General features: G+C 37.4%; 20 protein-coding genes and 4 pseudogenes. 10 read left to right on the top strand and 14 right to left on the bottom strand.

All coding sequences use genetic code 11. The features are described from left to right. Nucleotides 1-10: 10 nt before the first annotated feature. Entirely contained in the window at nt 11-403 is a 393-nt protein-coding gene (zapG, locus tag HDEF_RS08145; protein WP_015874176.1) for a Z-ring associated protein ZapG, read from the bottom strand. Between the two features lie 86 nt (nt 404-489). Between zapG and zapE the strand changes: the two genes are divergently transcribed. Further along, nucleotides 490-1,632 carry a cell division protein ZapE gene (gene zapE / locus HDEF_RS08140; RefSeq protein ID WP_015874175.1) on the top strand — a complete coding sequence of 381 codons (1,143 nt, stop codon included), beginning with the start codon at nt 490-492 and terminating at the stop codon, nt 1,630-1,632. A 69-nt stretch (nt 1,633-1,701) separates the two neighbouring features. On the opposite strand, the gene uvrA is transcribed toward zapE, so the two are convergent. The 7 genes from uvrA to waaA all read right to left on the bottom strand — a co-directional run bounded on the left by uvrA (nt 1,702) and on the right by waaA (nt 9,827). Beyond that, nucleotides 1,702-4,533, bottom strand: coding sequence for an excinuclease ABC subunit UvrA (uvrA, locus tag HDEF_RS08135; protein ID WP_015874174.1), 2,832 nt, complete (start codon nt 4,531-4,533; stop codon nt 1,702-1,704). A gap of 428 nt (nt 4,534-4,961) precedes the next feature. Continuing rightward, entirely contained in the window at nt 4,962-5,978 is a 1,017-nt protein-coding gene (locus HDEF_RS08130; protein ID WP_015874173.1) for a hypothetical protein, read from the bottom strand. Nucleotides 5,979-5,985: 7 nt separating this feature from the next. Continuing rightward, nucleotides 5,986-6,201: a hypothetical protein gene (locus HDEF_RS12235; protein ID WP_123875467.1), complete on the bottom strand. Its 216-nt coding sequence runs from the start codon at nt 6,199-6,201 to the stop codon at nt 5,986-5,988. A gap of 167 nt (nt 6,202-6,368) precedes the next feature. Further along, nucleotides 6,369-6,782: a hypothetical protein gene (locus HDEF_RS08125; RefSeq protein WP_015874172.1), complete on the bottom strand. Its 414-nt coding sequence runs from the start codon at nt 6,780-6,782 to the stop codon at nt 6,369-6,371. 493 nt (nt 6,783-7,275) lie between these two features. Beyond that, nucleotides 7,276-7,746 (bottom strand): pantetheine-phosphate adenylyltransferase, encoded by a 471-nt coding sequence (gene coaD / locus HDEF_RS08115; RefSeq protein WP_015874171.1) that lies wholly within the window; start codon nt 7,744-7,746, stop codon nt 7,276-7,278. Between the two features lie 9 nt (nt 7,747-7,755). After that, nucleotides 7,756-8,541 (bottom strand): glycosyltransferase family 2 protein, encoded by a 786-nt coding sequence (locus HDEF_RS08110; RefSeq protein ID WP_015874170.1) that lies wholly within the window; start codon nt 8,539-8,541, stop codon nt 7,756-7,758. Continuing rightward, the gene (gene waaA, locus HDEF_RS08105) at nt 8,538-9,827 is read right to left on the bottom strand and encodes a lipid IV(A) 3-deoxy-D-manno-octulosonic acid transferase (protein ID WP_015874169.1); all 1,290 of its coding nucleotides are present in this window, start codon (nt 9,825-9,827) and stop codon (nt 8,538-8,540) included. Before waaA ends, HDEF_RS08110 begins: the two co-directional genes overlap by 4 nt. A gap of 236 nt (nt 9,828-10,063) precedes the next feature. On the opposite strand from waaA, the gene HDEF_RS08100 reads away from it, so the two are divergent. Then, nucleotides 10,064-11,140 (top strand): autotransporter outer membrane beta-barrel domain-containing protein, encoded by a 1,077-nt coding sequence (locus tag HDEF_RS08100; protein WP_015874168.1) that lies wholly within the window; start codon nt 10,064-10,066, stop codon nt 11,138-11,140. 172 nt (nt 11,141-11,312) lie between these two features. On the opposite strand, the gene apbC is transcribed toward HDEF_RS08100, so the two are convergent. Next, nucleotides 11,313-12,422 carry an iron-sulfur cluster carrier protein ApbC gene (gene apbC, locus HDEF_RS08095; protein ID WP_015874167.1) on the bottom strand — a complete coding sequence of 370 codons (1,110 nt, stop codon included), beginning with the start codon at nt 12,420-12,422 and terminating at the stop codon, nt 11,313-11,315. A gap of 164 nt (nt 12,423-12,586) precedes the next feature. Here apbC and metG point away from each other — a divergent pair. From metG to HDEF_RS08080, 3 genes and pseudogenes are all read left to right on the top strand, one after another. Beyond that, nucleotides 12,587-14,218 (top strand): annotated as a pseudogene (gene metG, locus HDEF_RS08090) (methionine--tRNA ligase); the annotation flags it as partial. A gap of 32 nt (nt 14,219-14,250) precedes the next feature. Then, on the top strand, nt 14,251-15,939 hold the full coding sequence (locus HDEF_RS08085) for an NAD-dependent malic enzyme (protein WP_015874165.1): 1,689 nt from the start codon (nt 14,251-14,253) through the stop codon (nt 15,937-15,939). Between the two features lie 173 nt (nt 15,940-16,112). Continuing rightward, on the top strand, nt 16,113-16,862 hold the full coding sequence (locus HDEF_RS08080) for an ElyC/SanA/YdcF family protein (RefSeq protein ID WP_015874164.1): 750 nt from the start codon (nt 16,113-16,115) through the stop codon (nt 16,860-16,862). Here HDEF_RS08080 and trmL read toward each other — a convergent pair. The 3 genes and pseudogenes from trmL to HDEF_RS08065 all read right to left on the bottom strand — a co-directional run. Further along, nucleotides 16,789-17,289, bottom strand: a complete 501-nt coding sequence (gene trmL / locus HDEF_RS08075) for a tRNA (uridine(34)/cytosine(34)/5-carboxymethylaminomethyluridine(34)-2'-O)-methyltransferase TrmL (RefSeq protein ID WP_044612565.1) — start codon at nt 17,287-17,289, stop codon at nt 16,789-16,791. The two genes, HDEF_RS08080 and trmL, sit on opposite strands and share 74 nt — an antisense overlap. Nucleotides 17,290-17,369: 80 nt before the next feature. Then, nucleotides 17,370-18,068, bottom strand: a complete 699-nt coding sequence (cpxR, locus tag HDEF_RS08070; RefSeq protein WP_044612564.1) for an envelope stress response regulator transcription factor CpxR — start codon at nt 18,066-18,068, stop codon at nt 17,370-17,372. A 283-nt stretch (nt 18,069-18,351) separates the two neighbouring features. Next, nucleotides 18,352-18,681, bottom strand: a pseudogene (locus tag HDEF_RS08065) (LuxR C-terminal-related transcriptional regulator); the annotation flags it as partial. 583 nt (nt 18,682-19,264) lie between these two features. Between HDEF_RS08065 and HDEF_RS13330 the strand changes: the two are divergent. Next, nucleotides 19,265-20,197, top strand: a pseudogene (locus HDEF_RS13330) (reverse transcriptase domain-containing protein); the annotation flags it as partial. A gap of 126 nt (nt 20,198-20,323) precedes the next feature. Continuing rightward, entirely contained in the window at nt 20,324-20,947 is a 624-nt protein-coding gene (locus HDEF_RS13325; RefSeq protein WP_052543448.1) for a group II intron maturase-specific domain-containing protein, read from the top strand. 85 nt (nt 20,948-21,032) lie between these two features. Here HDEF_RS13325 and HDEF_RS08055 read toward each other — a convergent pair. Then, nucleotides 21,033-21,341 (bottom strand): annotated as a pseudogene (locus tag HDEF_RS08055) (response regulator); the annotation flags it as partial. After that, the gene (locus HDEF_RS08050) at nt 21,328-21,645 is read right to left on the bottom strand and encodes an Hpt domain-containing protein (protein WP_015874160.1); all 318 of its coding nucleotides are present in this window, start codon (nt 21,643-21,645) and stop codon (nt 21,328-21,330) included. The pseudogene HDEF_RS08055 and the gene HDEF_RS08050, both read right to left, overlap by 14 nt. An 837-nt stretch (nt 21,646-22,482) precedes the next feature. Between HDEF_RS08050 and HDEF_RS11000 the strand changes: the two genes are divergently transcribed. The 3 genes from HDEF_RS11000 to HDEF_RS08035 all read left to right on the top strand — a co-directional run bounded on the left by HDEF_RS11000 (nt 22,483) and on the right by HDEF_RS08035 (nt 26,545). Continuing rightward, nucleotides 22,483-24,720 (top strand): inverse autotransporter beta domain-containing protein, encoded by a 2,238-nt coding sequence (locus HDEF_RS11000; RefSeq protein WP_234809385.1) that lies wholly within the window; start codon nt 22,483-22,485, stop codon nt 24,718-24,720. 79 nt (nt 24,721-24,799) lie between these two features. Continuing rightward, nucleotides 24,800-25,654 carry a hypothetical protein gene (locus HDEF_RS08040; protein WP_015874158.1) on the top strand — a complete coding sequence of 285 codons (855 nt, stop codon included), beginning with the start codon at nt 24,800-24,802 and terminating at the stop codon, nt 25,652-25,654. 33 nt (nt 25,655-25,687) lie between these two features. Further along, nucleotides 25,688-26,545, top strand: coding sequence for an Ig-like domain-containing protein (locus tag HDEF_RS08035; RefSeq protein ID WP_044612372.1), 858 nt, complete (start codon nt 25,688-25,690; stop codon nt 26,543-26,545). Nucleotides 26,546-26,550: the final 5 nt, after the last annotated feature.

Raw genomic sequence — 26,550 nt, 5'->3', positions numbered from 1 at the left:
AAATAATTTATTATTTAGAATTTTCTGTAAAATCGGATGATCCATCAGAATAATCTCTCGGGGGGATTTTTATTTTCTCTGCACTATTGATGGAATCAACTTCTGTTAAAGGCGGATGTGATAAATTATTTTTTAATGGCAAATCAGGCAATAATTGGTTCGAATTTTTTGCGATATGCTGATACAACTTACGATAGTCTTGTGCCATATTATCGAGTAATTCAGAACTGTGTGCAAAATAATCTATTAATTCTTGACGATATTGTTCTAAATCAGCTTTATTTCTTTCTAATTGCGTTTGTAGTATTTTTTGTTCACGCAGTTTTGGGTTTAAAAAACGCATTCCCAAGGCACCGACAGCGACACCCAGAATGAAACTGATTAATCCGTATTCCCAAGTCATGATGGCCTCTTTGTTCTTACTGTTTAATCAAATATGTTGATTAATGATATTGACTATAACTGCTGATGGCTTTGAATGGAATTTTCATGCAAAAAAATGATCTTACATTCCACTATCAAAAAGAGATAGCCGATCAACACTTTCAGGTTGATGAAAAACAATTGAAAGCGGTTTCTCAGCTAGAGAGCATTGCTTGTCAACTGATCAATCGACCTGTTGTATTACCCACTCAATATACTCGATTCCGGAAACTATTAAACTGTTTCTCTCGTAAAGAAAAAAATACGGTGATGACACCGGTACAAGGTTTGTATCTTTGGGGAGGAGTTGGTCGAGGTAAAACCTGGTTAATGGATCTGTTTTTTCATCATTTAGAAACTGAACGTAAATTGAGACTCCATTTTCACCGTTTTATGTTAATCATTCATGATGCGCTCACGCAATTGGCTGGACATCAAAACCCTTTAGAAATAGTAGCAGACCGATTTAAAGCACAAACTGATCTTCTCTGTTTCGATGAATTTTCTGTTTCTGATATTACTGACGCCATGTTATTGGCAACAGTATTAAAAGCCTTGTTTTCTCGTGGGATCACCCTGATTGCTACTTCAAATATTCCTCCCGATCAGCTTTATTATCATGGACTACAGCGCGCACGCTTTATGCACACAATTGATTTGATAAAAAAACATTGTCATGTCATTCATCTTGATTCAGACATCGATTATCGACAACGAGCGCTTAAAAACGCTTATTTATATTTCACGCCATTAAATCAAAAAACAGAAGAGGCCATGGCCAATTTATTTATAAAATTGGCAAAAAAACAAAAAGATCAGGTGTGTTTACTTAATATCAATCACCGTTTTTTGAAAGCGATTCGTGTCACAGAAGGTCTATTAGCGATTGATTTTTTTGTTTTATGCATAGAGCCTCGCAGTTCCTCTGATTACGTTTTATTATCCCGCTTATATCACACAGCTCTACTCCATAATGTAGTCGTCATGGGGATAGGGCCGGCAGCAAAAACCGATGACAATACTGCACGACGTTTTTTAGCTTTAATTGATGAATTTTATGAAAGAAAGGTGAAATTAATCATTTCTGCTCAAGTGCCTATATCTGAACTTTATCAGGGGGAACATCTTACATTTGAATATCGGCGTTGTGTATCAAGACTGAAGGAAATGCAGAGCGAAGAGTATTTAAGCCAACCCCATTTGCCTTAAATATCTCTATAAAAAAGGTGAAATCAATATTTGTCCATATTATGTAGGTAAAAATGAAAGTATGATTTATTATTTTTTATGTAATAAAGGCTTTAAAAAACGAGCAGTATGAGAATCTGTACATTCTACGATTTCTTCTGGCGTGCCTGAAACCAAAATGTGCCCACCCCCATTACCGCCTTCAGGCCCTAAATCTACAATCCAATCTGCTGTTTTAATCACATCCAGATTATGCTCAATCACCACAATCGTATTCCCCTGATCCCGGAGTCTGTGTAATACCGATAATAATTGCTCTATGTCCGCAAAATGTAATCCCGTTGTTGGCTCATCCAATATATATAGCGTCTTTCCTGTCGCACGTTTTGAAAGTTCACGCGATAATTTTATCCGTTGCGCTTCTCCTCCAGAAAGCGTCGTCGCTGATTGGCCCAGACGAATATAAGATAAACCCACTTCTGTTAACGTCTGTAATTTGCTTGTTAACACAGGCACAGCTTGAAAAAAATTTAAAGATTCTTCAACCGTCATATCCAGTACTTGATGTATATTTTTTCCTTTATATTTGATCTCCAAAGTTTCACGGTTATAACGTCTCCCTTTACAGTGATCACACTGCACATAAACATCAGGCAAAAAATGCATCTCTACCTTAATCAGTCCATCTCCTTGACAGGCTTCACAACGACCCCCTTTCACATTAAAACTAAAACGTCCCGCCTTATAACCCCTGCTCCGTGATTCAGGAACCGCCGCAAATAACTCACGAACAGGCGTGAAAACACCCGTATAAGTGGCTGGATTCGATCGAGGTGTGCGGCCAATTGGGCTTTGATCAATATCGATCACTTTATCAAAATGTTCTAATCCTTCAATTTTACGATAACGAGCAGGCTGAGTCTCAGTGGCACCATTGAGTTCACGCTGAGCAATAGGATAAAGGGTGTCATTGATCAGGGTTGATTTACCCGAACCCGACACTCCCGTCACACAAATCAATAAACCCACAGGCAATATTAAAGTGATGTTTTTGAGATTATTGCCTTCGGCACCGGTTAACTTAAGTACTTTCTTGTGATCTGCTGCAACACGCTGAGATGGAATGATAATTTTTCGTCGCCCACTGAGAAATTGCCCCGTTACAGATTCAGCCGCCGCCATAATATCTTCCACTGTTCCTTCAGCTACCACTTTTCCTCCATGAACGCCGGCACCAGGACCGATGTCAATCACATGATCGGCGGTACGAATAGCGTCTTCATCGTGCTCCACCACAATCACTGTATTTCCTAAATCACGTAAATAAATCAAGGTATTGATTAATCTTTGATTATCTCTTTGATGCAAACCGATAGAAGGCTCATCTAATACATACATGACCCCCATTAAACCCGCCCCGATTTGGCTTGCCAAACGAATACGCTGGGCTTCACCACCGGATAAGGTTTCAGCAGAACGTGAAAGTGAAAGATAATTTAGTCCCACACTGACTAAAAATTTCAGTCTGTCTCTGATTTCCTGCAAAATTTTTTCTGCAATTTGAGCGCGCTGCCCAATTAACTGAATGCTTTCAAAAAACAGCAATGCTTCGGCAATACTGAGATCAGAAAGCTCTGAAATGCTCTTCTCTTCTATAAAAACGTAACGCGCTTCTTTACGTAGACGAGTGCCATGGCAGGAGGTACAACAACGATGACTGATAAATTTGCCCAATTGTTCACGGACGGCAATTGATTCAGTTTCTTTATATCGACGCTCTATATTATTGAGAATACCCTCAAATGGATAACATCTTATTGTGGTATCACCTCGATCATTCACATATTTGAAACTGATAGTTTCGTTTCCAGAACCATATAAAATCGCTTTTTTTATATGACTTTTTAAAACCCGAAAGGGTGTTTGAATATCAAATTGATAATAATTTGCCAAAGAATTGAGCATTTGAAAATAATAAGAATGACGGCGATCCCAACCTACAATTGCCCCACCGGCTAAGGAAAGTTCTTCGTTCTGAATCAGTTTTTGGGGATCAAAAAATTGCTGAACGCCTAACCCATCACAGCTTGGACAGGCACCAGCTGGGTTATTAAAAGAGAACAAGCGGGGTTCGAGTTCACTGATACTATAATGACATAGAGAGCAGGCAAAATTATCAGAAAACAGAAGCTCTTTTGATTTTGGAGAGTCCATATCAGCGATAACAGCGGTGCCTCCGGATAATTCTAATGCGGTCTCAAAAGATTCTGCCAAACGTTGAGCCATATCAGGACGCACTTTAAAACGATCAACCACCACTTCAATAGAATGTTTTTTGTGTGGATCTAATGTCGGTATATTTAACAGCTCATGTATCTCACCATTGATCCGTACGCGAATATAGCCTTGGGTCACTAAATTTTTTAAAATTTTAGCCTGTTCACCTTTTCGGTTATTCACTAATGGCGCTAATAACATCAAACGACGCCCTGCGGGTTGGGCCATGATATGATCTACCATTTGGCTCACGGTTTGAGCTGTGAGCGATAAATTGTGTTCTGGGCAACGGGGTTCACCCACTCGAGCAAATAATAGACGCAGATAATCATGAATTTCAGTGATCGTACCCACAGTCGAACGAGGATTATGTGAAGTTGATTTTTGTTCGATAGAAATAGCGGGGGAGAGACCTTCTATGTGTTCGACATCAGGTTTTTCCATTAATGATAAAAATTGGCGCGCATAAGACGAAAGAGATTCCACATAACGTCGTTGACCTTCAGCATATAAAGTATCGAAAGCTAACGAAGATTTGCCAGAGCCAGATAATCCTGTAATCACAATCAATTTATCTCTAGGAATGGTCAATGTTATATTGTTCAGATTGTGAGTGCGAGCACCTCGAATTTCGATATTTTTCATTCAAAACTTCCTGGTTGAAGGTCACTGGAGGATCATTAAAAAATAGAAGATGTACGGCTTGATTTATGGCGTAACTGGTATGAACAAATTGCTTCATCGTCCCGGGTTGACCTGAAAAAAGCCGGCAGTTATTCAGCACAAGTTTCCCGGAAACAACAGAGTTTATCGAAAAATATGATGCCTTCAAGCAGACTGCCGGTGACCATGAGCCGATTTTTTTATGGATGAGATCCCAAACACAGTCAACGAACTTGCCACCGAAAAAGCTTTCGGACTGCAATAAAAGAACTTAAATTCTGGCGGCAGACTTCTTAATTTACAATGATCTGGTGACTACGGATATTTTATCTAAATATTCAGAGGTAAAATCGGAAACCAGTTGAACCATTACCTTTACGGATGAATTTAACAGACCCAGCATACTTTAATTATGGCCACTTTCTCTTACAAGGGGGGATGTAGCGTGCCACGGATGATGGCAGTAAACATAATACCCACCGACGACTCTGATGCCAAAATACTGATAACAATAATAATGCTGCGCCCAGCACAAATGCGACCACTGCAAAACTTTTGGTAAATTCAACAGCTGTTTTATTCAATAGTGACGTAAAAACATATAGCACATAGCCAAGTGCAGAAACCATTAAAGCTCGCCGATCAATCGTCAAAGAAAGTAATGCTATCAGAATATAAATGATCAATACCAAAACCATTTGCAATAACCCCAACTCTCCCGAAGTCACTCCAATCATAATGAATACAGGGTGTACCAGCAGTGGCGCTGCCAATAAATGTAGCCAGAACGCGACATCAGTGCGACGAGTTTGACGCTGAATATCCAAAGCATCCCAATACATAGCCAAGCTAAAAACAAGTAACCCTATCAAAAAAATCAGCATTGAAAACAACGGTATATTGTTTTGTATCTCTGGAAATTCCAACCACAAAGTATACAAAAATCCACAAGCGACCGCACCTGTACCAGCAGCCACTGTGATAGGGACATGAAAACGTCGCCAATGGCACCATGCAGCCAAACTCATCAGTAAACTGATACTAAACAATCTAATAGAAAGGTTTTGAACCAAATAAACAGACGAAAGGCCGACACTGATCACAAAAGCCAATGATAGTATTATTGCAGGCAATGCCATACACCGCTTGCGGATAAAATATTCCGACAGCCCCCATGCCATAGCGGCAGATGCTAATAGACCAAGACTGTCATGAAGTTTGCCAACAATTATTTCTGTGGATACTAATAATAAAAGACTGGCAATCACGACAAAGATATCATTGAAACCTGTGATCAGTCGAAAATGCTCTTCATCTACTGCTGATGCTTTTTGTCGACTCTCAATATGCTTACGTAATGCATAAGCCGTCTGAGAGGTTATAATTCCTGCATTCACCGCGGATTGAATGTCTTCATTACTATACATACTCTGTTTATCCTGGTGTTTCATACTGTACGGACAACTCCACGTCGCCCACGAAAACTGGCCCCTCAATATTGTCTTTAATGATATCGTCATAGCGGCCTGAGCCTCGCAGATTAACACATCCTGTCGGCAAATCACTCGAATAGGGAAATACACTGGTCCAAAACGCCGAAGGGGTAGAATGAAGGGGTGTCTGTACCTCCCTCGTGCTTTTATAGCTCACCCAAATCAGTTCTGTGCGAAACTTATATTCACAGAAAACTGATATTTTAAACAAAAAAATACGGGCAATCTGGAGAATCGTCAGGTTGCCCGTTTCATATTTCTATTTATTCAAACAGCACTGTGATGCCTTATTCGATGTGCTGAACCTATCTTTAAACCGCTTCTTTAAAATTTAGAGGCTGGAGGAGCATAAATCGGATTTCCTTGAACGACATCTTGAGCAAGATGACTCGAAACAGGCGCTATTTGATTGTCACGATAAAAATTCGACATCATTTCTGACAATTGTATTGGCTTTCTAGAAGACAATTTACTGTTTGCTTCAAATAAGTCTGACTCGTCTACAAGGCCAGCTAATTGAGATCCATCAAAACGGATACCTTTTTTTATTAACAGGTTATCTATTTCTTTAAGTGTGAAATCAGGTTCTATTTTTATTGAATCAACTTCAATAATTTTATTAACGCTATCTCTTTTTATTTCATATACTTCTACTTCACCGATCTGTTTTTGTTTTTCGGGTTTTTTATTAGATTCAATGACTTTAATCACTTTAATCACTTTAATCACTTTAATCACTTTAATTACTTCAATCTCTTTGCCATTTTTGTTTATTTTATTATAAACTTTCTTAGGGTTTTTTCTGAGGTCCTGTCCTATTATGTGACGAACTGGGTAAGCGCTTCGATTGGGAAGCGGCTCTGTGGTAGTCGTTGGGGTAAAAAATGATTGAATTGTTTGTGTAAGTGATGTGAATTTCGCTGTAAATTCTCCAAAAATGATTGATGTTTCCTTATGTTAAAAAATACTTTTTTTGAAAAAAGTCTATATTGATGAATCAATAAAAAACAGGATTTTTCCCCTCATTCTTCTGAATGAAAAAAATGAAATTTTAATCGTTGAACTTTGTTTCATAAACTTCCTGAATCTGAGATACAAGTTTATTTGCATCATTATTTACATAAATAAAAAGGTTTTAATTTCCGTTGCGGCGCTCGACATGGTTGAGCTCAAGTCCCATACAGTACAGCATACAAATATGTTTGAAAAACCATATTAATAGTGTTAACCCCTAACGTAATAACGCTTCTTTAACACAATCAGGCACAAAAGCACTGACATCCCCTCGATACTGGGCAATTTCTTTGACTAATGAAGAGGAGATAAAAGCCCATTTTTCTGAAGGCATTAAAAATAACGTCTCCAGCTCAGGCATGATGCGATGATTCATATGGCAGAGTTGCCATTCCTGTTCAAAATCTGAAAGAGAACGAATGCCCCTAAGTAAAATAGGGATGTTTTTTTGTTGGGCAAAATGAATCAATAATCCATGAAATGAGGTGACCTCAATATTATTGAGATGGGCCGTCGCGCCCTTTGCCAAATCTACACGTTCGTTCAAGCTAAAAAGCGTTTTTTTATTCGGGCTCTCTGCTATAGCGAGTATCACATGATCAAATAAGGCACAGGCTCTGCTGAGCAAATCTAAATGACCATTAGTGATGGGATCAAATGTGCCTGGATAAATCACTCGAATGCTCATCAGCGTTTTTTAATCCCTATTTTTTGAACGTTGCAAAGACCATAAAATGGCATATTTATTAAAAGTATACTGTGCGTTTACAAAAGAAAGTAATAACCCTGCTTGACCATCTAAAAAACCGAGTCTGAGTAAAAAAGTTTTTACAAAGGCGCCCATCGAGTGAATAAAAATAGATAAAAAAGAAACGCGTTTGCCTTTTTTATGGTGCTCTGAGGCCCAGGCTTTGGCGTAATCAAGCTGTTTTTTTTGAAAAGAGAAAAAATCTCGATAAGTGAGATGCAATAAATCTCCTTTTAAGCGCACGACCTTTGCAGAGCCGTAATTGAGCGATTCGTGAACATCTTCATCACCGTATTGATACTGTAATCGAGGATATAATCGAATTACCGGATCAGGATACCAACCGCTATGACGTATTAACCGTCCTAAAAAAAAATTTCGACGACAACAGCTGTACACCGTTTGCGATTTTTTTTCAGCATGCGTTTTCGTCAGAATAGTTTGAATCGCGGTTTTGAGTTCTGGCGTGATTCGTTCATCTGCGTCTAACATAAAAATATATTGTCCTTGCGCATATTGTTGTGCTAATTGCCTTTGTTGTCCAAACCCTCGCCAATCTGTTTGAGTATAAAATTTTGCATTATGTCGTTTTGCGATGTCTTGAGTGTCGTCTTCGCTCCCTGAGTCAAGAATGATGATTTCATCAGCCCAAGAAGCGCTGATAAGGCATTCATTTAGTAAATCGGCTGAATTTTTGGTCAAAATAACCACAGATAGGCGTTTTTTTTCTTTCATCTATGAGAATCTCTTGGCGGTTCTGGCAAATAAGGCTTCAATAAAGACAACAGATGTTTTAATGCTCCTTGATTTTGATGAAAAACCTCCATGGCGTTTTGCCCATATTCATGACGACAATTTTGATTTATCAGCCATAGATCGACCGTTTTCACTAATGAGGCCACATCAGCGATTTGAATCAAACCCTGAGCAAGTACTAACTTAGTACAAATATCCTTAAAATTGAATGTATGTGGGCCCATAATAATTGGAACCGCATGAGCCGCAGGCTCCAAGGGATTATGTCCACCATGATTAACGAGGCTGCCACCGACAAAAGCCAGATCAGCGATACCGTACAGCAACATTAATTCGCCCATAGTATCACCGATGATCACTTGAACGGTACTTGAAGGAAAATCACCTGAACTGCGTTTTATATAGTTGAAATGAGATTTTTTGACCAGGTTGACCACTTTAGAAAAACGTTCTGGATGTCTGGGCACCAAAATCAGCAATAAATCAGGATGTTTTTGTAACAACTGCCGCTGTGCTTCTAATAATAAAGTTTCTTCACCTTCATGGGTACTACTTGCTATCCAAATCAAACGATCGGTGGCCCATTGTTTGCTTAAACTGACAGCCTTCATTTTCAGTTCTGGTGTCAGGTGAATATCAAACTTAATACTGCCCGTCACTACTATTTGAGAGGGCTTTAGCCCTAATTGTATGAATCGTTTTCCATCTTCTTCATTCTGTACTGCCACTAATGTCAAGCGCTCCAGGAGGCTTTTCATTAAGGGCGCTATTTTTTGATAGCCTGCAGCAGATCTCTCTGATAAACGCGCATTGGCGATGATCAGAGGAATTTTTCTTTGATAGAGTACAGTGATCAGGGTGGGCCAAAGTTCTGTTTCCAGAATAATAAATAATTTAGGATTCAGGGTGTCCAAAAAACGATGGATGGCACAGGGAAGATCGTAAGGCAAGTAAACATGATGAACCTGAGAGCCGAGATCGGAAAGAATGCGTTCAGAGCCTGTCGGCGTCATGGTGGTCATCGTAATGGGTAATGAAGGATAAGCCTGCTGCAAAGCTTTTACCAAGGGAATAGCAGCGATGGTTTCACCGACTGAGACTGAGTGAATCACAAGACCGCCTGGCGTGACTTTTTTTTTGCAAAATCCGTAACGTTCTGACCATCGCTTTCGATAAGCCGTTGTGAAACGTGCGCGTAACAATAAACGCATCCAAATTATCGGTTGGATCAAATAAAATAATCCTTGATAGAGTTTAAGCCACATTTTATCCCTTCGTTTTGTAAAAAATGGCGCATCATATCACCAGATATGGTTTTGAGAGAGGGTATGTGAGATTTGTACATGAAAAAATTGAAAAACTGTCTATTTTGCTCAAGTGTGATCGAGTCCACTCTCAGGAAGTTTTATTTGGTGCTCTTATTAATAAATCAAAAAATATATTTTATTAAACAGTTGTTAATAAAATTTAATTTTAATTTAAAAAATGACTAAGGGAAAAAATGATTTTTAAAAAATTGAAACATTTTGTTTTAATGTCTACTTTATTTAGTATTTTACTAGGGATCAGCGAGTCTGCTTTTGCTAATTACTCAAGCTCCAATTTCTGGAAAAGAATTTGGAATCCTTTTAAGAATTTTTCAGAAGTAGTTCCAGAAGTAGTTCTAGAAGCAAAGGTAACTTCCATAGATTTGAATAATAACCAGGAAGGTTTATCTGAAACGATCAGCCAACAATGGCAGGCGATCGATTTGGCAGGCTATCGTTTAACTGGTCTTTTTGAACGCCGCTGTGAAGTAAGCCAAGGGCAAAGCTGTATTCAAGGAGGAATCAGCGGGCGTCGATCCAAAGACACCAAAGGTGCTTCCATTAATCTTAATTTCACTCAATCTCTGGCGAAGGGTATGTATTTCGGCGTCGTTTTAGACCGGAACCTTAATAACGGGGTTTCCAAACAGATTGCTGCAAAAAATATTGTCCCCGCTATGGCTTTTTATATGGGCTGGGATCAAAACGACAATCGTCATGGTTGGGGGCTAATGACTGGCCTTGGGTATATGAGAGATCGCCTGAACATGCAACGAGTTTATAAGCCCAACACAGAAAAAGGTCGTGGTCATGCCAATTTAAGAGGTTTCTCGTTTATCACTCAAGCACGTTATACTTTTCAAATGGACCCGAGTCTGGAGCTCACTCCGTATGGAGAATTACGCTACAGCAGCTTTAAGAGAAACGCCTATTCAGAAGACACGATCTTTAAAACTGAATACGATGAACTCAAAAGTGAAAAATATATTGCCCGAGCCGGTGTTAAGCTCAATAAGCAACTGGATCAGGTGTTTTCTGTAGGCATAGGAGCTGGTGCTGATCTCGTGCTTTCTCAAAAAACAAGCGGAGGCACTGCTAACATGCCTGAACTGAATGGTTTATCAGTTGCTTCAAAACTAGAAGTTCTTTCTCAAGAGACTAAGAAAGTGAGTGCATTTGGGCAAGCTCAGATACAGGCAAACCTCAAAAACAAAGTAAATATGACTTTGTCGGGGGCTCTCTATGGTAGTTCTCAAGGTGAGCTGGCCTAACTTTCAGTAAGCGCTGGTAACGCGAGCGTGCCTGTAAAATTCGGGCACGATGATTTTTAAAAATAGGGGTTGTCTGTTCTGCTTAAGTCATGTTTGACACAGATGATTTGAACAGAACAGACAAAAAAAGCGCAGTTTATATCAGATCGATTGATACGATTAGCATCATTGTTCACAGATGGCGAACGCGAATTTCATCAGGAATGGCGCTAATTTTCCAATACATTTCAGCGGCCACACAAGAAGCTAATTGCCTAAAAATATCGCTCAATCGGCTATCAGGTTGCCTGACGACGGTTGGATAACCCGAATCGGCATCTTCACTTAAAGAAGAATGTAGCGGAATTTTTCCCAGTAATTTTATTTGATACTTTTTGATTAATTTTTCTGCTCCACCACGCCCAAAAACAGGATCAACATAACCACACTGAGCGCACAGATGCTCCGTCATGTTTTCAATCACACCCAATATGGGCACCTTCACCTTGCTGAACATCACAATTCCTTTAGCAGCATCAATTAATGCAAGATCCTGTGGAGTCGTGATCACAATTGCCGCGGTCACAGGAATTTTTTGAGCCAATGTTAATTGAATGTCACCTGTCCCTGGTGGCATATCCACTATCAAATAGTCTAATTCAGGCCATAAAGTATCGTTTAACATCTGTAATAACGCTTTGCTGGCCATAGGTCCACGCCAGACCATCGCATTGTCACCTGTCACGAGATAACCAATAGAATTACTCGCCATACCATGAATAATAATAGGAGCCATATGTTGACCGTCCGGTGACGTGGGGCGTAGATCAGCACTGCCCAAAATATGAGGTACAGATGGGCCATAAATATCTGCATCCAAAATACCCACTTTTGCCCCTTCTTGAATCAAAGCCAAGGCCAAATTCACTGCGATACAGGATTTTCCGACGCCTCCTTTTCCTGAGCTGACCGCTAAAATATTACTTATTCCCTGCACCGCTACCTGTCCATTCGCTCTGTGTAATGAACGAATATGCTGAATTAATTTCCAGTCAACGGCTTGAGCGCCAGTACAAGCCAAAAGTGTTGAAGTGGTTTTTAATTTTAATTGTTCAAAAACCGAGGCCCATGCAAACGGGATGATGATTTCTATATGAAGCACCTGATCTAAAAAAGCGCAATGATGAAGCGCATTCAAGGATAATAAATCTTTTTTTAGAGTGGGATGAGTAAAAGTCGCGATAATGTCTGACACCTGTGCTTTAAGCATCTCGGCGCTGTTTTGATTTGAATATCTCTTCATATTCATCTTCCTACATAAAAAATAAAATGCGTTTGAAAAACTAATAGCAAAACTTTGTAACTTAATTGAGATCAGCATGGCAAAACTTCGTGTATGAATCCCTGGCGGGCGGAAGTCTGATCAGTTAACATTCAGCTTTATTATTTAAATAAGCCATTTTTATTATGACTGAATCTATCAAAAAAATATTGGTCACCTGTGCATTGCCCTATGCCAATGGTCCCATTCACTTAGGGCATATGTTAGAACATATTCAAGCGGATATTTGGGTGCGTTATCAACGAATGAGAGGCCATGAGGTTTATTTTATTTGTGCAGATGACGCTCATGGTACTGCCATTATGCTCAAAGCAGAAAAATCAGGCATCAATCCAGAGAAAATGATCGAAGAAATAAATCAGCAGCATCAAAATGATTTTTCTGGATTTCTAATCAGTTATGATCATTATTACTCTACTCACAGTGATGAAAATCGTGAGCTTTCCGTGGCCATTTATCAACGTCTCAAAGCGAAAGGACACATTAAAAAACGGGCTATCTCACAATTATATGATCCTGAAAAAAAGCTTTTTTTGCCTGATCGTTTTGTAAAAGGCACCTGCCCTAAATGCCAAGCTCCCAATCAATATGGGGACAATTGTGAAGCTTGTGGTTCTACTTACAGTTCCACTGAATTGATTGCTCCTAAATCAGAGGTTTCTGGCGCAACGCCTGTAATACGTGAGTCTGAACATTTCTTTTTTGATTTGCCGGCATTCACTGGAATGCTAACACAATGGATTCATTCTGGCGCACTGCAGGAACAGGTGGCCAATAAAATGCAGACTTGGCTCACATCTGGTCTTCGTCAATGGGACATCACACGTGATACCCCTTATTTTGGATTTGAAATCCCTGATGCGCCCGATAAATATTTTTATGTTTGGTTGGATGCCCCGATTGGTTATATGGGATCTTTCAAAAATTTTTGTGATAAAAAAGAAAATGTCAGTTTTGATGAATTTTGGCAGACGGATACTAAAACTGAGCTGTATCATTTTATTGGCAAAGACATTGTGTATTTTCACAGTTTATTTTGGCCTGCTGTACTAGAAGGAAGTGATTTTCGTAAACCAACCAATCTATTTGTACATGGATACATCACGGTCAATGGCGCAAAGATGTCTAAATCTCGTGGTACTTTTATTGAAGCAAGTGATTATTTAAAGCATTTAGATCCTGATTGTTTGCGTTACTATTATGCAGCCAAATTATCTTCTCATATCGATGACATCGATTTAAATCTTGAAGATTTTGTGCAGCGTGTGAATGCTGACCTGGTCAATAAAGTGGTGAACCTGGCAGCACGAAATGCCAGTTTTATCAATAAAAAATTTGCAGGTATTTTATCGAAAGAATTAGCAGATTCAGAGTTATATTTCACTTTTGTTCAAGCAGGCCTACGCATAGCAAATGCCTACCATGCTCGTGAAACGAGTAAAGCGATTCGTGAGATCATGGCACTGGCAGATTTAGCCAATCGATATGTAGATGAACAAGCCCCTTGGGTACTTGCAAAAAAAGAAGTTGATGAAGCAAAACTTCAGTCTGTTTGCTCAATGGGAATCCATTTATTCCGTATATTAATGACCTATCTTAAACCTGTTCTGCCTGCTTTGTCAGAGAGAAGCGAAGCATTCCTGAATACCGAATTGACTTGGGACTCAATCAATGAGCCTTTATTGAATCATGAAATTAAGCCTTTTAAAGCTCTTTTTAACCGTATAGACAACGATAAAATAGTCGCGATGCTGAAATGTTGAGAGTCATCTCAGTCAGGATAATTTTTATGAAATTTGAATATGAAAATAAACGCCCTCTATATATTCCGTACGCTGGTCCAGTTTTGTTGGAATTTCCATTACTGAATAAGGGTAGTGCCTTTACAGAAGAAGAACGTAGCCAATTTAATCTCCATGGTTTATTGCCAGAAACCGTAGAGACTATTCAAGAGCAGACTGAACGGGCTTACCAACAATATCAGGAATTTACGAATGATATAGATAAGCATATTTATTTAAGAAATATCCAGGATACTAACGAGACATTATTTTATCGTTTACTCTGTCGCCACCTCCCTGAAATGATGCCCATTATTTATACTCCGACTGTGGGCGAGGCCTGTCAGCATTTTTTAAATATTTATCGGCGAGGGCGGGGCCTATTTATTTCTTACCCTCATCGCGCTGATATGGATGGGATTCTTCAGAACGCCGTGAGACAAAATGTGAAGGTCATCGTGGTTACGGATGGTGAACGTATTTTGGGTTTGGGTGATCAAGGAATTGGCGGTATGGGCATCCCGATTGGGAAACTCGCATTATATACTGCCTGTGGAGGGATAAGCCCTGCTTACACCTTACCGATTGTTCTGGATGTCGGCACAAACAATTCTCAAAGATTAAAGGATCCTCTTTATATGGGTTGGCGTCATGAGCGTATTTCTGGTAATGAATATTATGCTTTTGTGGATCAATTTATTAACGCTGTGAAACGTCGTTGGCCTAACGTACTTTTACAATTTGAGGATTTCGCTCAAAAAAGTGCCACAGGTTTATTAAACCGTTATCGTGATCAACTTTGCTGCTTTAATGATGACATTCAGGGTACCTCTGCAGTCACGCTTGCCACTTTAATTGCAGCAAGTGGAGGCCAATTAAAAGAGAAAACCATTGCTTTTTTGGGCGCAGGCTCAGCTGGTTGTGGTATTGCAGAGCAAATTATTATACAGATGCAATCAGAAGGTTTAACGGAAAAGGCGGCCAGAGAGCGAATATTTATGGTAGATCGCTTTGGTTTGCTGACAGATAGATTACCCAATTTGTTAAATTTTCAAAAAAAATTGACACAAAAAATCGGGTGCCTTCAAAGTTGGAATTTAGATAAAAAGGCCATTTCTTTACTAGATGTGATCCGAAATGCTCGCCCAGATATTTTAATTGGTGTTTCAGGTCAACCTGGATTATTCACTCAAGAGCTGATTCATGAAATGTGCCTTTATTCCGCTCATCCTATTATCCTGCCTCTTTCTAACCCGACTTCTCAGGTGGAGGCCTTGCCGGAAGAAATTATTCACTGGAGTCAGGGGAGTGCTCTGATAGCAACGGGCAGTCCATTTAAACCTGTTTATTATAAAGACCAGATTTACTCGATTGGACAATGTAATAATGCATATATTTTTCCAGGCATTGGATTAGGCGTATTAGCATCAGGCGCTTGTCGAATTACAGACGCGATGTTTATGGCTGCAAGCCGCGCTTTGGCTTCTCAGTCGCCTTTATTGCTGACAGGAAAGGGGGGGTTACTTCCGAACATTGATGATATTCATAAAGTATCAAAAAGTATTGCTTTCGAGGTAGGAAAAACAGCTCAATTAGAAAATAAAGCGCCGTTAATTTCTGAAGAGGCTTTAATGCAGTCTATTGAACGTAATTATTGGAAGCCAGAGTATCGTCGTTATAAACGAACTGCCTTATAAAATTTGTTGAAACTCTTTTTTGTCTTTCGGACATTTCGCCATAATAAATACGCATTAACTATAATTAAAACAGATTTTTTACTCATTTTGACTTCCATCTGAACTGCACCTAGGATTTTTTTTTAAATGAGCTGTGTTTTTTCTCTTTTTTTCAGCTTCGTTCATAGGTTTTTATGTGGAAAACTATCTTCATCAGTTTATTTTTTATCTTGTTGTCTTTAGTGATGTCATCTATCTTGATTGACCGTTGGATTCGTTTAAAAACGGCTCATCATATCTACGAAAAAATACAATTTTTGCCCACACGTTCTGTCGGCTTGGTGATGGGGACTGCAAAATATTATCGAACAGGAGTCATTAATCAATTTTATCAATACAGGCTACAAGGGGCTCTTCAACTTTATAAAAGTGGTAAAATTAAATATTTGTTATTAAGCGGGGATAACGCCCAGCCTAGCTACAATGAGCCCAGAACCATGAAACGTGATTTCATTGCGTCTGGAGTCTTTCCTCAAGATATCATCCTGGATTACGCAGGTTTTCGAACATTAGATTCTATTGTGCGTACGCATAAAGTATTTAACACGAATAATTTTATTATTATTACTCAGCGTTTTCATTGCGAACGGGCTTTGTTTATTGCTCTATATTTTGGCATTCAGGCGGCATGTTATGCCGTGCCTTCTCCTAAAAAAATGCTATTGACTCGTCTTAGGGAGGTATTAGCAAGAATAAATCTCATAACCGATCTTTATATTTTTGATAGGCAGCCTCGTTTTTTAGGTCCATTAATCAGGATAACTACAACATCCGACACGACAAAAAAGCATCTTCCAAAAAACTCAAATTTTAGAATCCAAACGGATCAAACGAAACAGCGCCAATATAATTTAATTGACGCCAAGCTTCATAAACCACAATAGAAACTGCATTAGAAAGATTCATACTACGGCTATTAGGTTGCATGGGGATTTTTATTTTCTTCTCGGCCGGCAAAGAATCAAGAAGCCTAGAAGGTAAACCCCGAGTTTCTGGGCCAAACAGTAAATAATCATTTTTTTGATAATTCACGTCGCTATGTGCAGAATAACCCTTGGTTGTTAAAGCAAACAATGAAGCAACGCATGTATTATAAAATCCTTCGTTATTAAGAAAAGCCTGATAGTCATCATGATGCTTTACGGCAGTAAATTCGTGATAATCAAGTCCCGCACGACGCAATCGTTTGTCACTCAAATCAAAACCTAACGGTTTAATAAGGTGAAGCTGGCATCCGCTGTTCGCACATAACCGGATAATATTTCCTGTATTAGCAGGGATTTCTGGTTCGAATAAAACAATATTTAACAAGTTTTTTCTCATATGGTTTCATATGGTGATAAATCAAACCTAATCTATGCCGAAGTATGCGTTTACTAAATTATGAAGCGTTATGCTTCTGAGACCATTAAATACCCACGCCCACGCAACGTCTTAAACCAGGGATAACGGTCTTTGCGTTCAGGTAATTTTCGACGAAGGTTAGAAATATGCATATCAATGGCACGATCAAAAGGGGCTAAACGTTTACCGAGTACCGATTGACTAATTTGCTCTTTTGATACTACCTGCCCTACATTTTTTGCTAAAAGATAAGATAAAGAAAATTCAGTGCCTGTTAAATCTAACACTTGTCCTGAAAAACGAGCCTCTTGTTTTCCTAAATTAAGCTGTAGATCATCTATATTGACGATACTTTCAGGGTTGATTTTTATTTCTTCTTTTTCTTTCGAAGCAGTACGTCGTAAAACAGCACGTATACGAGCGATGAGTTCACGATTATTAAATGGCTTAGCCAAATAATCATCAGCACCTAACTCTAAAGAAAGTATTAAATCTAAATTGCTGTCAGTTTTACCTAAAATAATGACCGGCATTTCATAAATTTTTCTTAATTCTTTTAATATATCAATACCATTCATTTTTGGTATGGCGGTGTCGATTAACACCATATTAATAGAATTATCTAATAAACTGAATGCTTCTTTTGCATCATGGGCTACTATTAACTCAAAAGATTCCATTTCAAGCAATGATTTTAATGATGTAGTCAGCTCTTTATTATCATCTATTAATAAAATTTTACGTATTGTCATATTATTTCCCCCAGAAAAATCATTTATAATTGGTGCAATTTTTATTTTTACACTTTAATAACTTCAATTTGCGTTTAATCAGGTAGTCTATTTGGTGCTTCCATCATTTCGCTTGTTTCTAATAATGAAAAGATTATTACATCAAATCTGTATGACAGATATCAGGCAAGGATGTAGTTTGTGTCAGGAAATGATATTTTAATGAAAGAAAAGGACTACAAAAAAAGAAACTCTCTGATTTGAACTTTAAAAAATGGGGTGAAAGTGTTTTTAAATACTAATTTTTGGAATCTATCTTCAATGAAGAAAGATAATTTAATAACGCAATATCATTATCCACGCCTAATTTCACCATTGCAGATTTTTTTTGAGTGCTGATAGTTTTAATACTACGATTGAGCCTTTGAGCTATCTCTGTTACCAACGATCCTTCTGAAAAAAGCCGAAGTACTTCCCCTTCTTTGGCTGACAAAGATTTTTTCCCATCACCATTGGATCTGATTTTTTCAAGTAATCTTAATGCATCAGAAGAAATAAATTTTTTACCTTTTTTTACCGATCTTAACGCGTGAGGTAAATCTATCAATGCCCCTCGTTTTAATAGAATACGTGCGACGTGAAAGTTGCACCACAGAAGTCCCTTGAAAAAGGGTAAGGTTGATCCGAAACCTTATTGCCACTTACTCGGTGCAAGAGGAGTAATTCTCTTGTGCTAAGCGAGAATGAAAGCCTAACTAAAGTATTAAGCTGAATAAGAAATAGGGGCAAGGCAAAACTGAAATGGGTTGAATAAAGTGAATCTCCGTTATTAAAATGTCGTAAGCAAGTAAAACACGAAATCAGATGTGACGTGTTATGGGGAAGTTTAACGACAGTTAGAAACGGGTAAAGAAGAGTGTTCGTTCTTTACGACGGATCCCGTTCCCCGGCATAGAGGAGGCAGCCCACTCAATGTATCTTCATGGTGTGAAACACGGTAACCCCATTAATCTTTTAGTGTTGATGTAAATACTAAGAGACAGTGGGCATAAGACGTTCCAAAAAGCGAAGGCAATCAGCCGAAAGGCAACTGGAAATCATAACAGGATTGATAGAGGTAATTACTTTACTCTGAAAAGAGGCTGACGTGGAACGGGTGACTTACCCATATAATCCTTTACCAAGGTTATGAATTGATTTAGAAGAGTTAGATGCCTATGGCAAACGTAATAAATCAAAACTATGAACAACAACTGGAATGGCATGCTATTAACTGGCGTGTTGTGACAGCCATGATTAATAATCTAAGGCAAAGAATATATAGGGCTTCAGCAACAGGTGACTTAAAGAAAGTCAGAAATCTGCAAAAACTCATGATGAAATCAAGAGCTAACCATCTTCTGGCTATCAGGAAAGTCACTCAGGTCAATCGGGGAAAACACACGGCTGGAGTAGATAATCAGGTAATTAATGACCATAAAGGACGAGAACATCTTTATAAGTTATTAAGCCAAACAACTTCAGAAAAGGTTTATCCAGTAAAACGAGTTTACATAGCAAAAAAGAATGGAAAAAAACGCCCTCTTGGGATCCCAACCATTCTCGACCGCTGTAGACAAGCGATAGTTAAATCGGCGCTGGAACCTTATTGGGAAGCAAAATTTGAACCAGTCAGCTACGGATTTAGACCGGGGCGAAGTGCCCATGACGCAATACAAAAAATTTTCTGTATTGCCAGAGCATGAGGGACACGGCACTGGGTACTAGATGCAGATATTAAAGGCGCATTTGACAACATTGACCATAATTTTCTCATAAAAAAAATCGGGGGATTCCCCGAAAGAAACATGATTAAACAATGGTTACAAGCCGGTGTGCTGGAACATGGCAACTATATACCCAATGTTGCAGGTACTCCGCAAGGCGGGATTATCAGTCCACTACTGGCCAATATTGCACTCCACGGAATGGAGACCTTACTGGGTATTCAATACTGGAAAAACGGCACGCCAAAACAAGGGCAACCTTATGCAGTAGTTCGTTATGCGGATGATTTTGTCGTATTCGGTAAATCCCGTGAAGAGTGCGAAACTGCCAAAATAAAGTTGCAAATTTGGTTAGCTCAGAGAGGGTTAGCTCTTTCTGAAGAAAAAACCAGTATCAAACACTTGAAGGAAGGATTCGACTTCCTGGGATTTAATATACGACATTATGACAATCGCCACAGAAAACGGGGATATATATTGTTAACGAAGCCCTCAAAGGAGTCGATGAAAAGGTACAAACAGCAAATGAGAATGACCTGGAAAGGTATTATCGGTATGCCGACACAAGAAGGAATAAGACAACTGAATGCCAAGATAATAGGATGGTGTAATTACTATCGTATTGGTGCTTCAAAAAGAACATTCAGTGCATTAGACCAATGGATGTGGATCCGCCAACGTAGATATTTGTATCGACGTCATCCCAATAAACACTGGTGGTGGCGAAGAAAACACTACTTAGGCAAGATACCAGGTAGAGAAGACTATTCAGTATTTATGGATAAATCAACCGGTGGATTTCTTTGGAAGCATGCATGGACAAAAATACAGCGTCATTGGCTAGTTCCAAAAAATGCTTCCCCCGACAATCCGGAATTGCGTGACTATTGGCGTAATAGGCAGGCACGTAAACAGCCTTTTATTTACGGTGTCAAAGTTAACCTCTATAAGCGACAGAAAGGTTATTGTCCTCTCTGTGATCAAGAGTTGGACAATGGTGAACAATTGCATGTTCATCATATTCAGCCTAAAGCTGAAGGGGGTGACAACAAGCTGGCTAATCTAAGATTGTTACATGCTAATTGCCACAGACAATTACATAGCAAAAAAGGAAAAATGTTGAAGTGAGTAAGTTGCGTGAGCCGTATGCGGGGTAACTCGCACGTACGGTTCTTGAGGGAGTGGGCACTTGCGGCCTGCTTACCTAATCAGCAATATCTAAAGCTAAGACAATATTAATAATTGCTGGATTATTATTCATAGTTAAAACGATTAATTCCAAATGTGAATAATGACGCTGAATATATTTTAGTAGGGTAATTCCGTCGCCGTATTTATCGCCTGGCATACAAAGATCAATAATCACAATTTCTGCATTAAGCTTAGGTAAGCTTTCAATTAATGTAGTTGAATCTTCAAATTCACCTACAATATTGATCCAATTCATTGATTCAAGTGATTTTCGAATACCAAATAAAACAATCGGGTGATCATCCGCCACGATGACGTTAATTTTTGTCATAACCTTTCTCACCCTGCTGCACCAGAGTGCTGACAAATAAATTAATATGGTGAATGCTTTTTTTTATTTCTGATGTATTAATATTTGCAATATGTTGCTCTAATACTTCACAAAGCTCCTGTCCTAAAAACAAATTCAATAACGCGAACATCCCTTTCAACCTATGAGTTGTTTTTGACAGTGAAATAAAATCATATTTTTGTCCCTGACGATACAGTTTTTGTACATCAAGGAGAACGGTTTCAACAAATAATGGATAATACTCAGAAGATATAAGACATTTTTGATAAAAAGAATCGTTCATACTCAGTATTTGATCATTTTCTTCAAATAAAATCTTTTTTCAGTCAATACTATTATATTGTTCGGGTGGTAGTTTGCTTTTGACTGACAATTCAATTTGTTTTTTTCAATAAATTTTTTCTTTTTATGATGTTTCATAATAAAAAAACTAATGGTTTTATAGTTATATCTATAATTCAAAATAACAAAAAATATCAAAAAAATAGAGTATACCAAATACTAGTTATGATGAATTAATTAAGATAAAAGATGAAAATTTTTATGTTTTTTATGGAAAAAATAACGATCATTTTTATATTTTATTTATAAGTAAAAAATAAATAGATAAATAAAAATCCATTTTTAATTCTAAAAAGTGATTATTTTACGATAAATAATTAGTAAAACAGATAAAAACTTAAATTGAGGTATACAAAACCAACTCATTTTTATATAAATTATTTTTCTGTATATCAATTATAAATATTATGTTATTCTACTTCTTTGAGGTGTTATTTCATTGAAATTGATTTTTTAGTTGATTATTTTATAAATTTAACTAATTCATTATATATAAAATAAAAGCATTTTCTTTCTGAAAATTGAGAGAGCGTATTCATTTTTTTTAAAAAATCAAAATAATAGACTAAAACGATAATAAACTAATTAGTTTACTTAATGCTTTGTTATTAAATACATTATAGAAATGATGAGTATGTCATTTTTATTTGTCAATCAAAATGACAATTTTTATATTTATTTTTTATTTCGGTTAAAATTAGAGATGAAGTGTATTTTAATTTCAAAAGAAATACTAAGAATAGTATTTCTTATTTTTCTTTTGCAAAACAATTATTTAATGGCAAATCAAAATCATATAAGTAGGATGTTATTTAATAAATACGATATTATTACATTTGAAAAAATACAATATTTAAAATACTGCAAAAATAACATGACTTATTTTATTCATCATAGAAATTTGATTCTAAATCAGAGTTCTATACATGACATCAGTAATTGGTTTTATTTATTACATATTCACTGTTATCAAGGTAATAGTTTCGTAAAAAAGGAAAATATAAAAATTTATCATGACTTGCCTACTTTAGGTCACAATCAAAACGAACAAGTCAATCATGATATTGATGTATATAATATGATTAAACCCCTAATTCATAAAGATTGGAACAATATCAATCGAGAAAAAATCAAATCAGAAGCCAAATTCTATATTGAAAATACGGCTAGAAACCAGTTGCTTAATCCATTTCAACAAAATGTGAAAACGTTTTTCGATCATTTTGGTCAAACTGAAATTAATTTGTCTGTTGATAATAAGGGCAGATTTAATCAAAGTCGTTTTTTATTATTAACACCATGGTATAAAAACAACTCTCATGTTTTATTTTCTCAATTAGGCTTTCAGTCTGAAGAACGCACAATAGGTCATATTGGAATAGGACAACGTTTTGACGATCTCCATCCTTTTTTAAATCTTGGTTATAACGTATTCATTGATTATGATCTCGATCAACAACATAAGCGTATGAGTATTGGAACGGAAGCCGCCTCAAATTATTTTAAATTAAGCACTAATTATTATTGGCCAATCACAAAATGGCGTGATTCGTTTGATATGGAAGATTATATGGAACGACCCGCCGAAGGTTTTGATATTCGCCTGCAAGGCTATCTCCCTAATTACCCTCAGTTAGGCGGAAAAATGAAATATGAACAATATTTTGGTAAAGAAGTGGCTCTTTTTAATAAAACAAAGCGTCAAAAAAATCCAAAAGCCGTTAGTATCGGTATTGATTACAGACCTTTTCCTCTTGCCAGTATTTATGTTGATCACAAGCTGGGACAAAATCATCATCGCGAAACAAAATTGGGGCTGACATTAAATTATCAATTTGGGACACCATTAAGTTCGCAATTAGACCCCAATAATCTCAATGAAGCTCGAAATCTGAAACAAAATCGATTAGCCCCTGTAGATCGCAATTATAATATTGTGATGGAATACAAAGAAAAACAATTGCTTAGTGTTGATTTGCCTGCAATGGATAAAAATATATTAGAAGGTGATATTTACGTAATACGTCCACTAATTAAAAATAAATATCCGATTAAAACGGTGTCATGGCTAGGAGATGTATCTCAACTTTCTTTATCCTCTTCATCAGCAGACAAAAACAGTCCGGTGGGCTGGAAAATAATTTTACCCGAGTGGAATTCAGAAAAAGACGCTAAGAATACCTATCGATTAGCGATACAAATAGAAGACACTAAGGGTCATCAAGCCATTTCAAATTATATGGATATTGTTGTTCGTCATGAAAGGAAAATAGCATTATCAGTGGCGGACAGTAGAGAAGATAGCATCAATCAAGGTGAAATCCAGTTGAAGCTTGAAGTAAAAGATCACCATGAGAAAACGATGAAAGAAAAGGATATGACGCCTGAATGGACCATACTCGACCCTAATAATAACAAAATTCCGTTGCTGGAACGGGAAAATTGCTCTGAGGATACCGAGTCTTGTATTCGCGTTCTAAGTACAGAGAAAAAAGCAACAGGTGAACATGTGTTGACATTGAGCAGTGACATGTCAGGCACTTTTGAAATTTCTGCATCCATAAAAAATTACGGCCAAAGTAACATTGTGGATGTCATTTTCAATAAAAATCCTATCGGAAGACGGTTGCTGATGAACGGTCCAAAACCTCAAAATATTTATAGAGGTATTTTTCTTCTAGAGGATAACCCTCACCCGGGATCGGGTGCTCAAGATTATACAAAGCCTGGTGCTCCTCATCCTAAAGTTGGAAAAACCTATCTTTTTCGTGCCTGGATTGACGAAAATAATGACGGTATTTGGGATAAAAACGAACCTGAAGCCATGGATAAAATCACGCGTATACAGTGGAAGTTAGAACCTGTAAATCCTCAAAAGTCTTTCAATTCAGAAGAACTCATCATCAAAGGGGCAACAACAGATCAATACACCATCCCGATCAAAAATGATTCAGAGCCGATCAAGTCTCATCAAGGTTTCCGTTTAATGGTTGAATCTAATGATATTTATTCTTAACAGCACAAAACTCATTAAATTCATTCTCTGCTCTACATGATTAAGACATATTTTTTATTGATTAAAAAAAGGAAAAATAATGAACACTCATTTTTCATTCAAAAAAATGACTTTAACATTGTTGTTACTGACGTTTGGTTTAGGAGAGGTAGGTGCAATTTTGACAAAAACAAAGCGTCACATTCAAGGAGAAATACCTAAGTTAAAAAATAAAAATAATCAGGATGGGGTTGATTTATCTACTACGGCGACAGATAACTTCAAAATAGGTGACGAACTTATATTAAGTTATAGATATAGTGATCCTGATAGAGATGAGGATGATTCAACAACAACAGTTATATGGTATTCCATTATCAATGGAGAAACGAAAAAAATTTCTACCTCTCACATCAAAAACAAATCAGCAAATTCTACCGGAAATGGTGAAAGTAAATTAGAGATTACTTCTGCAACAGAAGGAGCATCTAACTTCAAAGTAAGCATTACTGCTACTTCAAAATCGGGGGATCCTAACTCAGGGGAAAGTTTTGTGATTAATGATATTTTTAAAAATCCCTATGGCGATTCTATTTCTAATAAGATAGAGAAAAATCTTTCTCTAAAGGGCTCGATAGCAGGTATTTATGACTCAAAAGATAAGAGTTTTAGTAAAAACTTGATTAATGAAGAAGAGCAAATAAAAGTAGGGGAAACCTATGTATTTAGACTTTGGTCAGGTGCTGATAAAAATGTCGATTTGACCTCAAAAGTCAAGTATGAGTGGCGTTTATTAGGACAGAGTGCCAGCGATAATATCACTGCCCCTCCAGAAGGTTTTAAAACGAAAATATTCAACAGAGATTTCATTGTGCCAAATAATGAAGAAGCCAAAAAGATCACCAATTCTAAAGATGGGGCACAGGGGTTCAACCTGGCTGTGGATTGGAAGTAATTTTATTTTTTAGAATGAATGAAGAGGATAAAGATGCTCAGCAGATTTTTTCGAAACAATAAAGAATATGACAATTCTGCTTGTGATCATTTTTTTTCTTTGAAAAGAAAATCTTGGGTTTCTTTATTGGGCTATCTCGCTTTGATATTTTGTGGATCTGCTTCTGCGATATTGAGTGGAAAAACCAGCGCTATTCATGGGCATCCGCCTAATGTGAAGGGTACTCTTTATTTATTGCAGCCTGATGGAGTAACTCTCATAGAAAAAGATGAGCTGTTGCATCCATCAGATATTCCAAACAAATTAAAATTATCGAGCCTGAATACAGGGCTCGAATTTTTTGATAAAGACGGTGATCTTGGTTTAAGGGGAAAGATTTATGTTAATGAAGCCGATATCATTTGGATGTATGAAGATGGAAAAAGGCTAAATAGCTACGAACAATCGAAACCGCTCGGTAAAACAAAAAAATATCGAGTCAATGTGGTGGTTCCCGTTGAAGTGTCTAGTGCCACGGGAATTCCTTCTAAAGATAAAATCTCATTTGAGTGGCAGTATAAACCAGAAGTAGGGATCGTACCTAAGATCAGCAACATAAAAACTGTTCGTCCTTCTGTTCTCGCTAATGGGAAAGATTCTCACGTTATTATTATCACGGTTACAGATCAACGCAATCAACCTTTAGAAAATCAAGATGTGCTAATTTCAGTGAATAACGGCGTCAAAATTGCTGACACTTATGGTGAAGACTCAATAATGCTGTCTACAAACAGAAAAGGAAAAATAAGTGTGAATATAACCAGTGATATCAGTGGTTTTCACACAGCCTTTTTCGAGATTATTGAAAATAAATGGCAATCTCAAATTCAAATGAATTTTATTCAACCATAATCCTT

It is taken from the genome of Candidatus Hamiltonella defensa 5AT (Acyrthosiphon pisum), assembly GCF_000021705.1.
Classification (GTDB): domain Bacteria; phylum Pseudomonadota; class Gammaproteobacteria; order Enterobacterales; family Enterobacteriaceae; genus Hamiltonella; species Hamiltonella defendens.
The sequence above is the reverse complement of the archived record's forward strand: the minus strand, read 5'-3'. Positions and strand labels throughout refer to the sequence as shown.

Excerpts from the sequence above, each read along its gene's own strand:
- HDEF_RS13325 (WP_052543448.1), top strand. The coding sequence starts at position 20,324 with ATGAAAAGGTACAAACAGCAAATGAGAATGACCTGGAAAGGTATTATC.
- uvrA (WP_015874174.1), bottom strand. The coding sequence starts at position 4,533 with ATGAAAAATATCGAAATTCGAGGTGCTCGCACTCACAATCTGAACAAT.
- HDEF_RS08100 (WP_015874168.1), top strand. The coding sequence starts at position 10,064 with ATGATTTTTAAAAAATTGAAACATTTTGTTTTAATGTCTACTTTATTT.
- apbC (WP_015874167.1), bottom strand. The coding sequence starts at position 12,422 with ATGAAGAGATATTCAAATCAAAACAGCGCCGAGATGCTTAAAGCACAG.
- HDEF_RS08050 (WP_015874160.1), bottom strand. The coding sequence starts at position 21,645 with ATGAACGATTCTTTTTATCAAAAATGTCTTATATCTTCTGAGTATTAT.
- HDEF_RS08040 (WP_015874158.1), top strand. The coding sequence starts at position 24,800 with ATGAACACTCATTTTTCATTCAAAAAAATGACTTTAACATTGTTGTTA.
- HDEF_RS08130 (WP_015874173.1), bottom strand. The coding sequence starts at position 5,978 with ATGTATAGTAATGAAGACATTCAATCCGCGGTGAATGCAGGAATTATA.
- zapE (WP_015874175.1), top strand. The coding sequence starts at position 490 with ATGCAAAAAAATGATCTTACATTCCACTATCAAAAAGAGATAGCCGAT.
- HDEF_RS08085 (WP_015874165.1), top strand. The coding sequence starts at position 14,251 with ATGAAATTTGAATATGAAAATAAACGCCCTCTATATATTCCGTACGCT.
- waaA (WP_015874169.1), bottom strand. The coding sequence starts at position 9,827 with ATGTGGCTTAAACTCTATCAAGGATTATTTTATTTGATCCAACCGATA.
- coaD (WP_015874171.1), bottom strand. The coding sequence starts at position 7,746 with ATGAGCATTCGAGTGATTTATCCAGGCACATTTGATCCCATCACTAAT.
- HDEF_RS08035 (WP_044612372.1), top strand. The coding sequence starts at position 25,688 with ATGCTCAGCAGATTTTTTCGAAACAATAAAGAATATGACAATTCTGCT.
- HDEF_RS08110 (WP_015874170.1), bottom strand. The coding sequence starts at position 8,541 with ATGAAAGAAAAAAAACGCCTATCTGTGGTTATTTTGACCAAAAATTCA.
- HDEF_RS08080 (WP_015874164.1), top strand. The coding sequence starts at position 16,113 with ATGTGGAAAACTATCTTCATCAGTTTATTTTTTATCTTGTTGTCTTTA.
- HDEF_RS11000 (WP_234809385.1), top strand. The coding sequence starts at position 22,483 with ATGGCAAATCAAAATCATATAAGTAGGATGTTATTTAATAAATACGAT.
- zapG (WP_015874176.1), bottom strand. The coding sequence starts at position 403 with ATGACTTGGGAATACGGATTAATCAGTTTCATTCTGGGTGTCGCTGTC.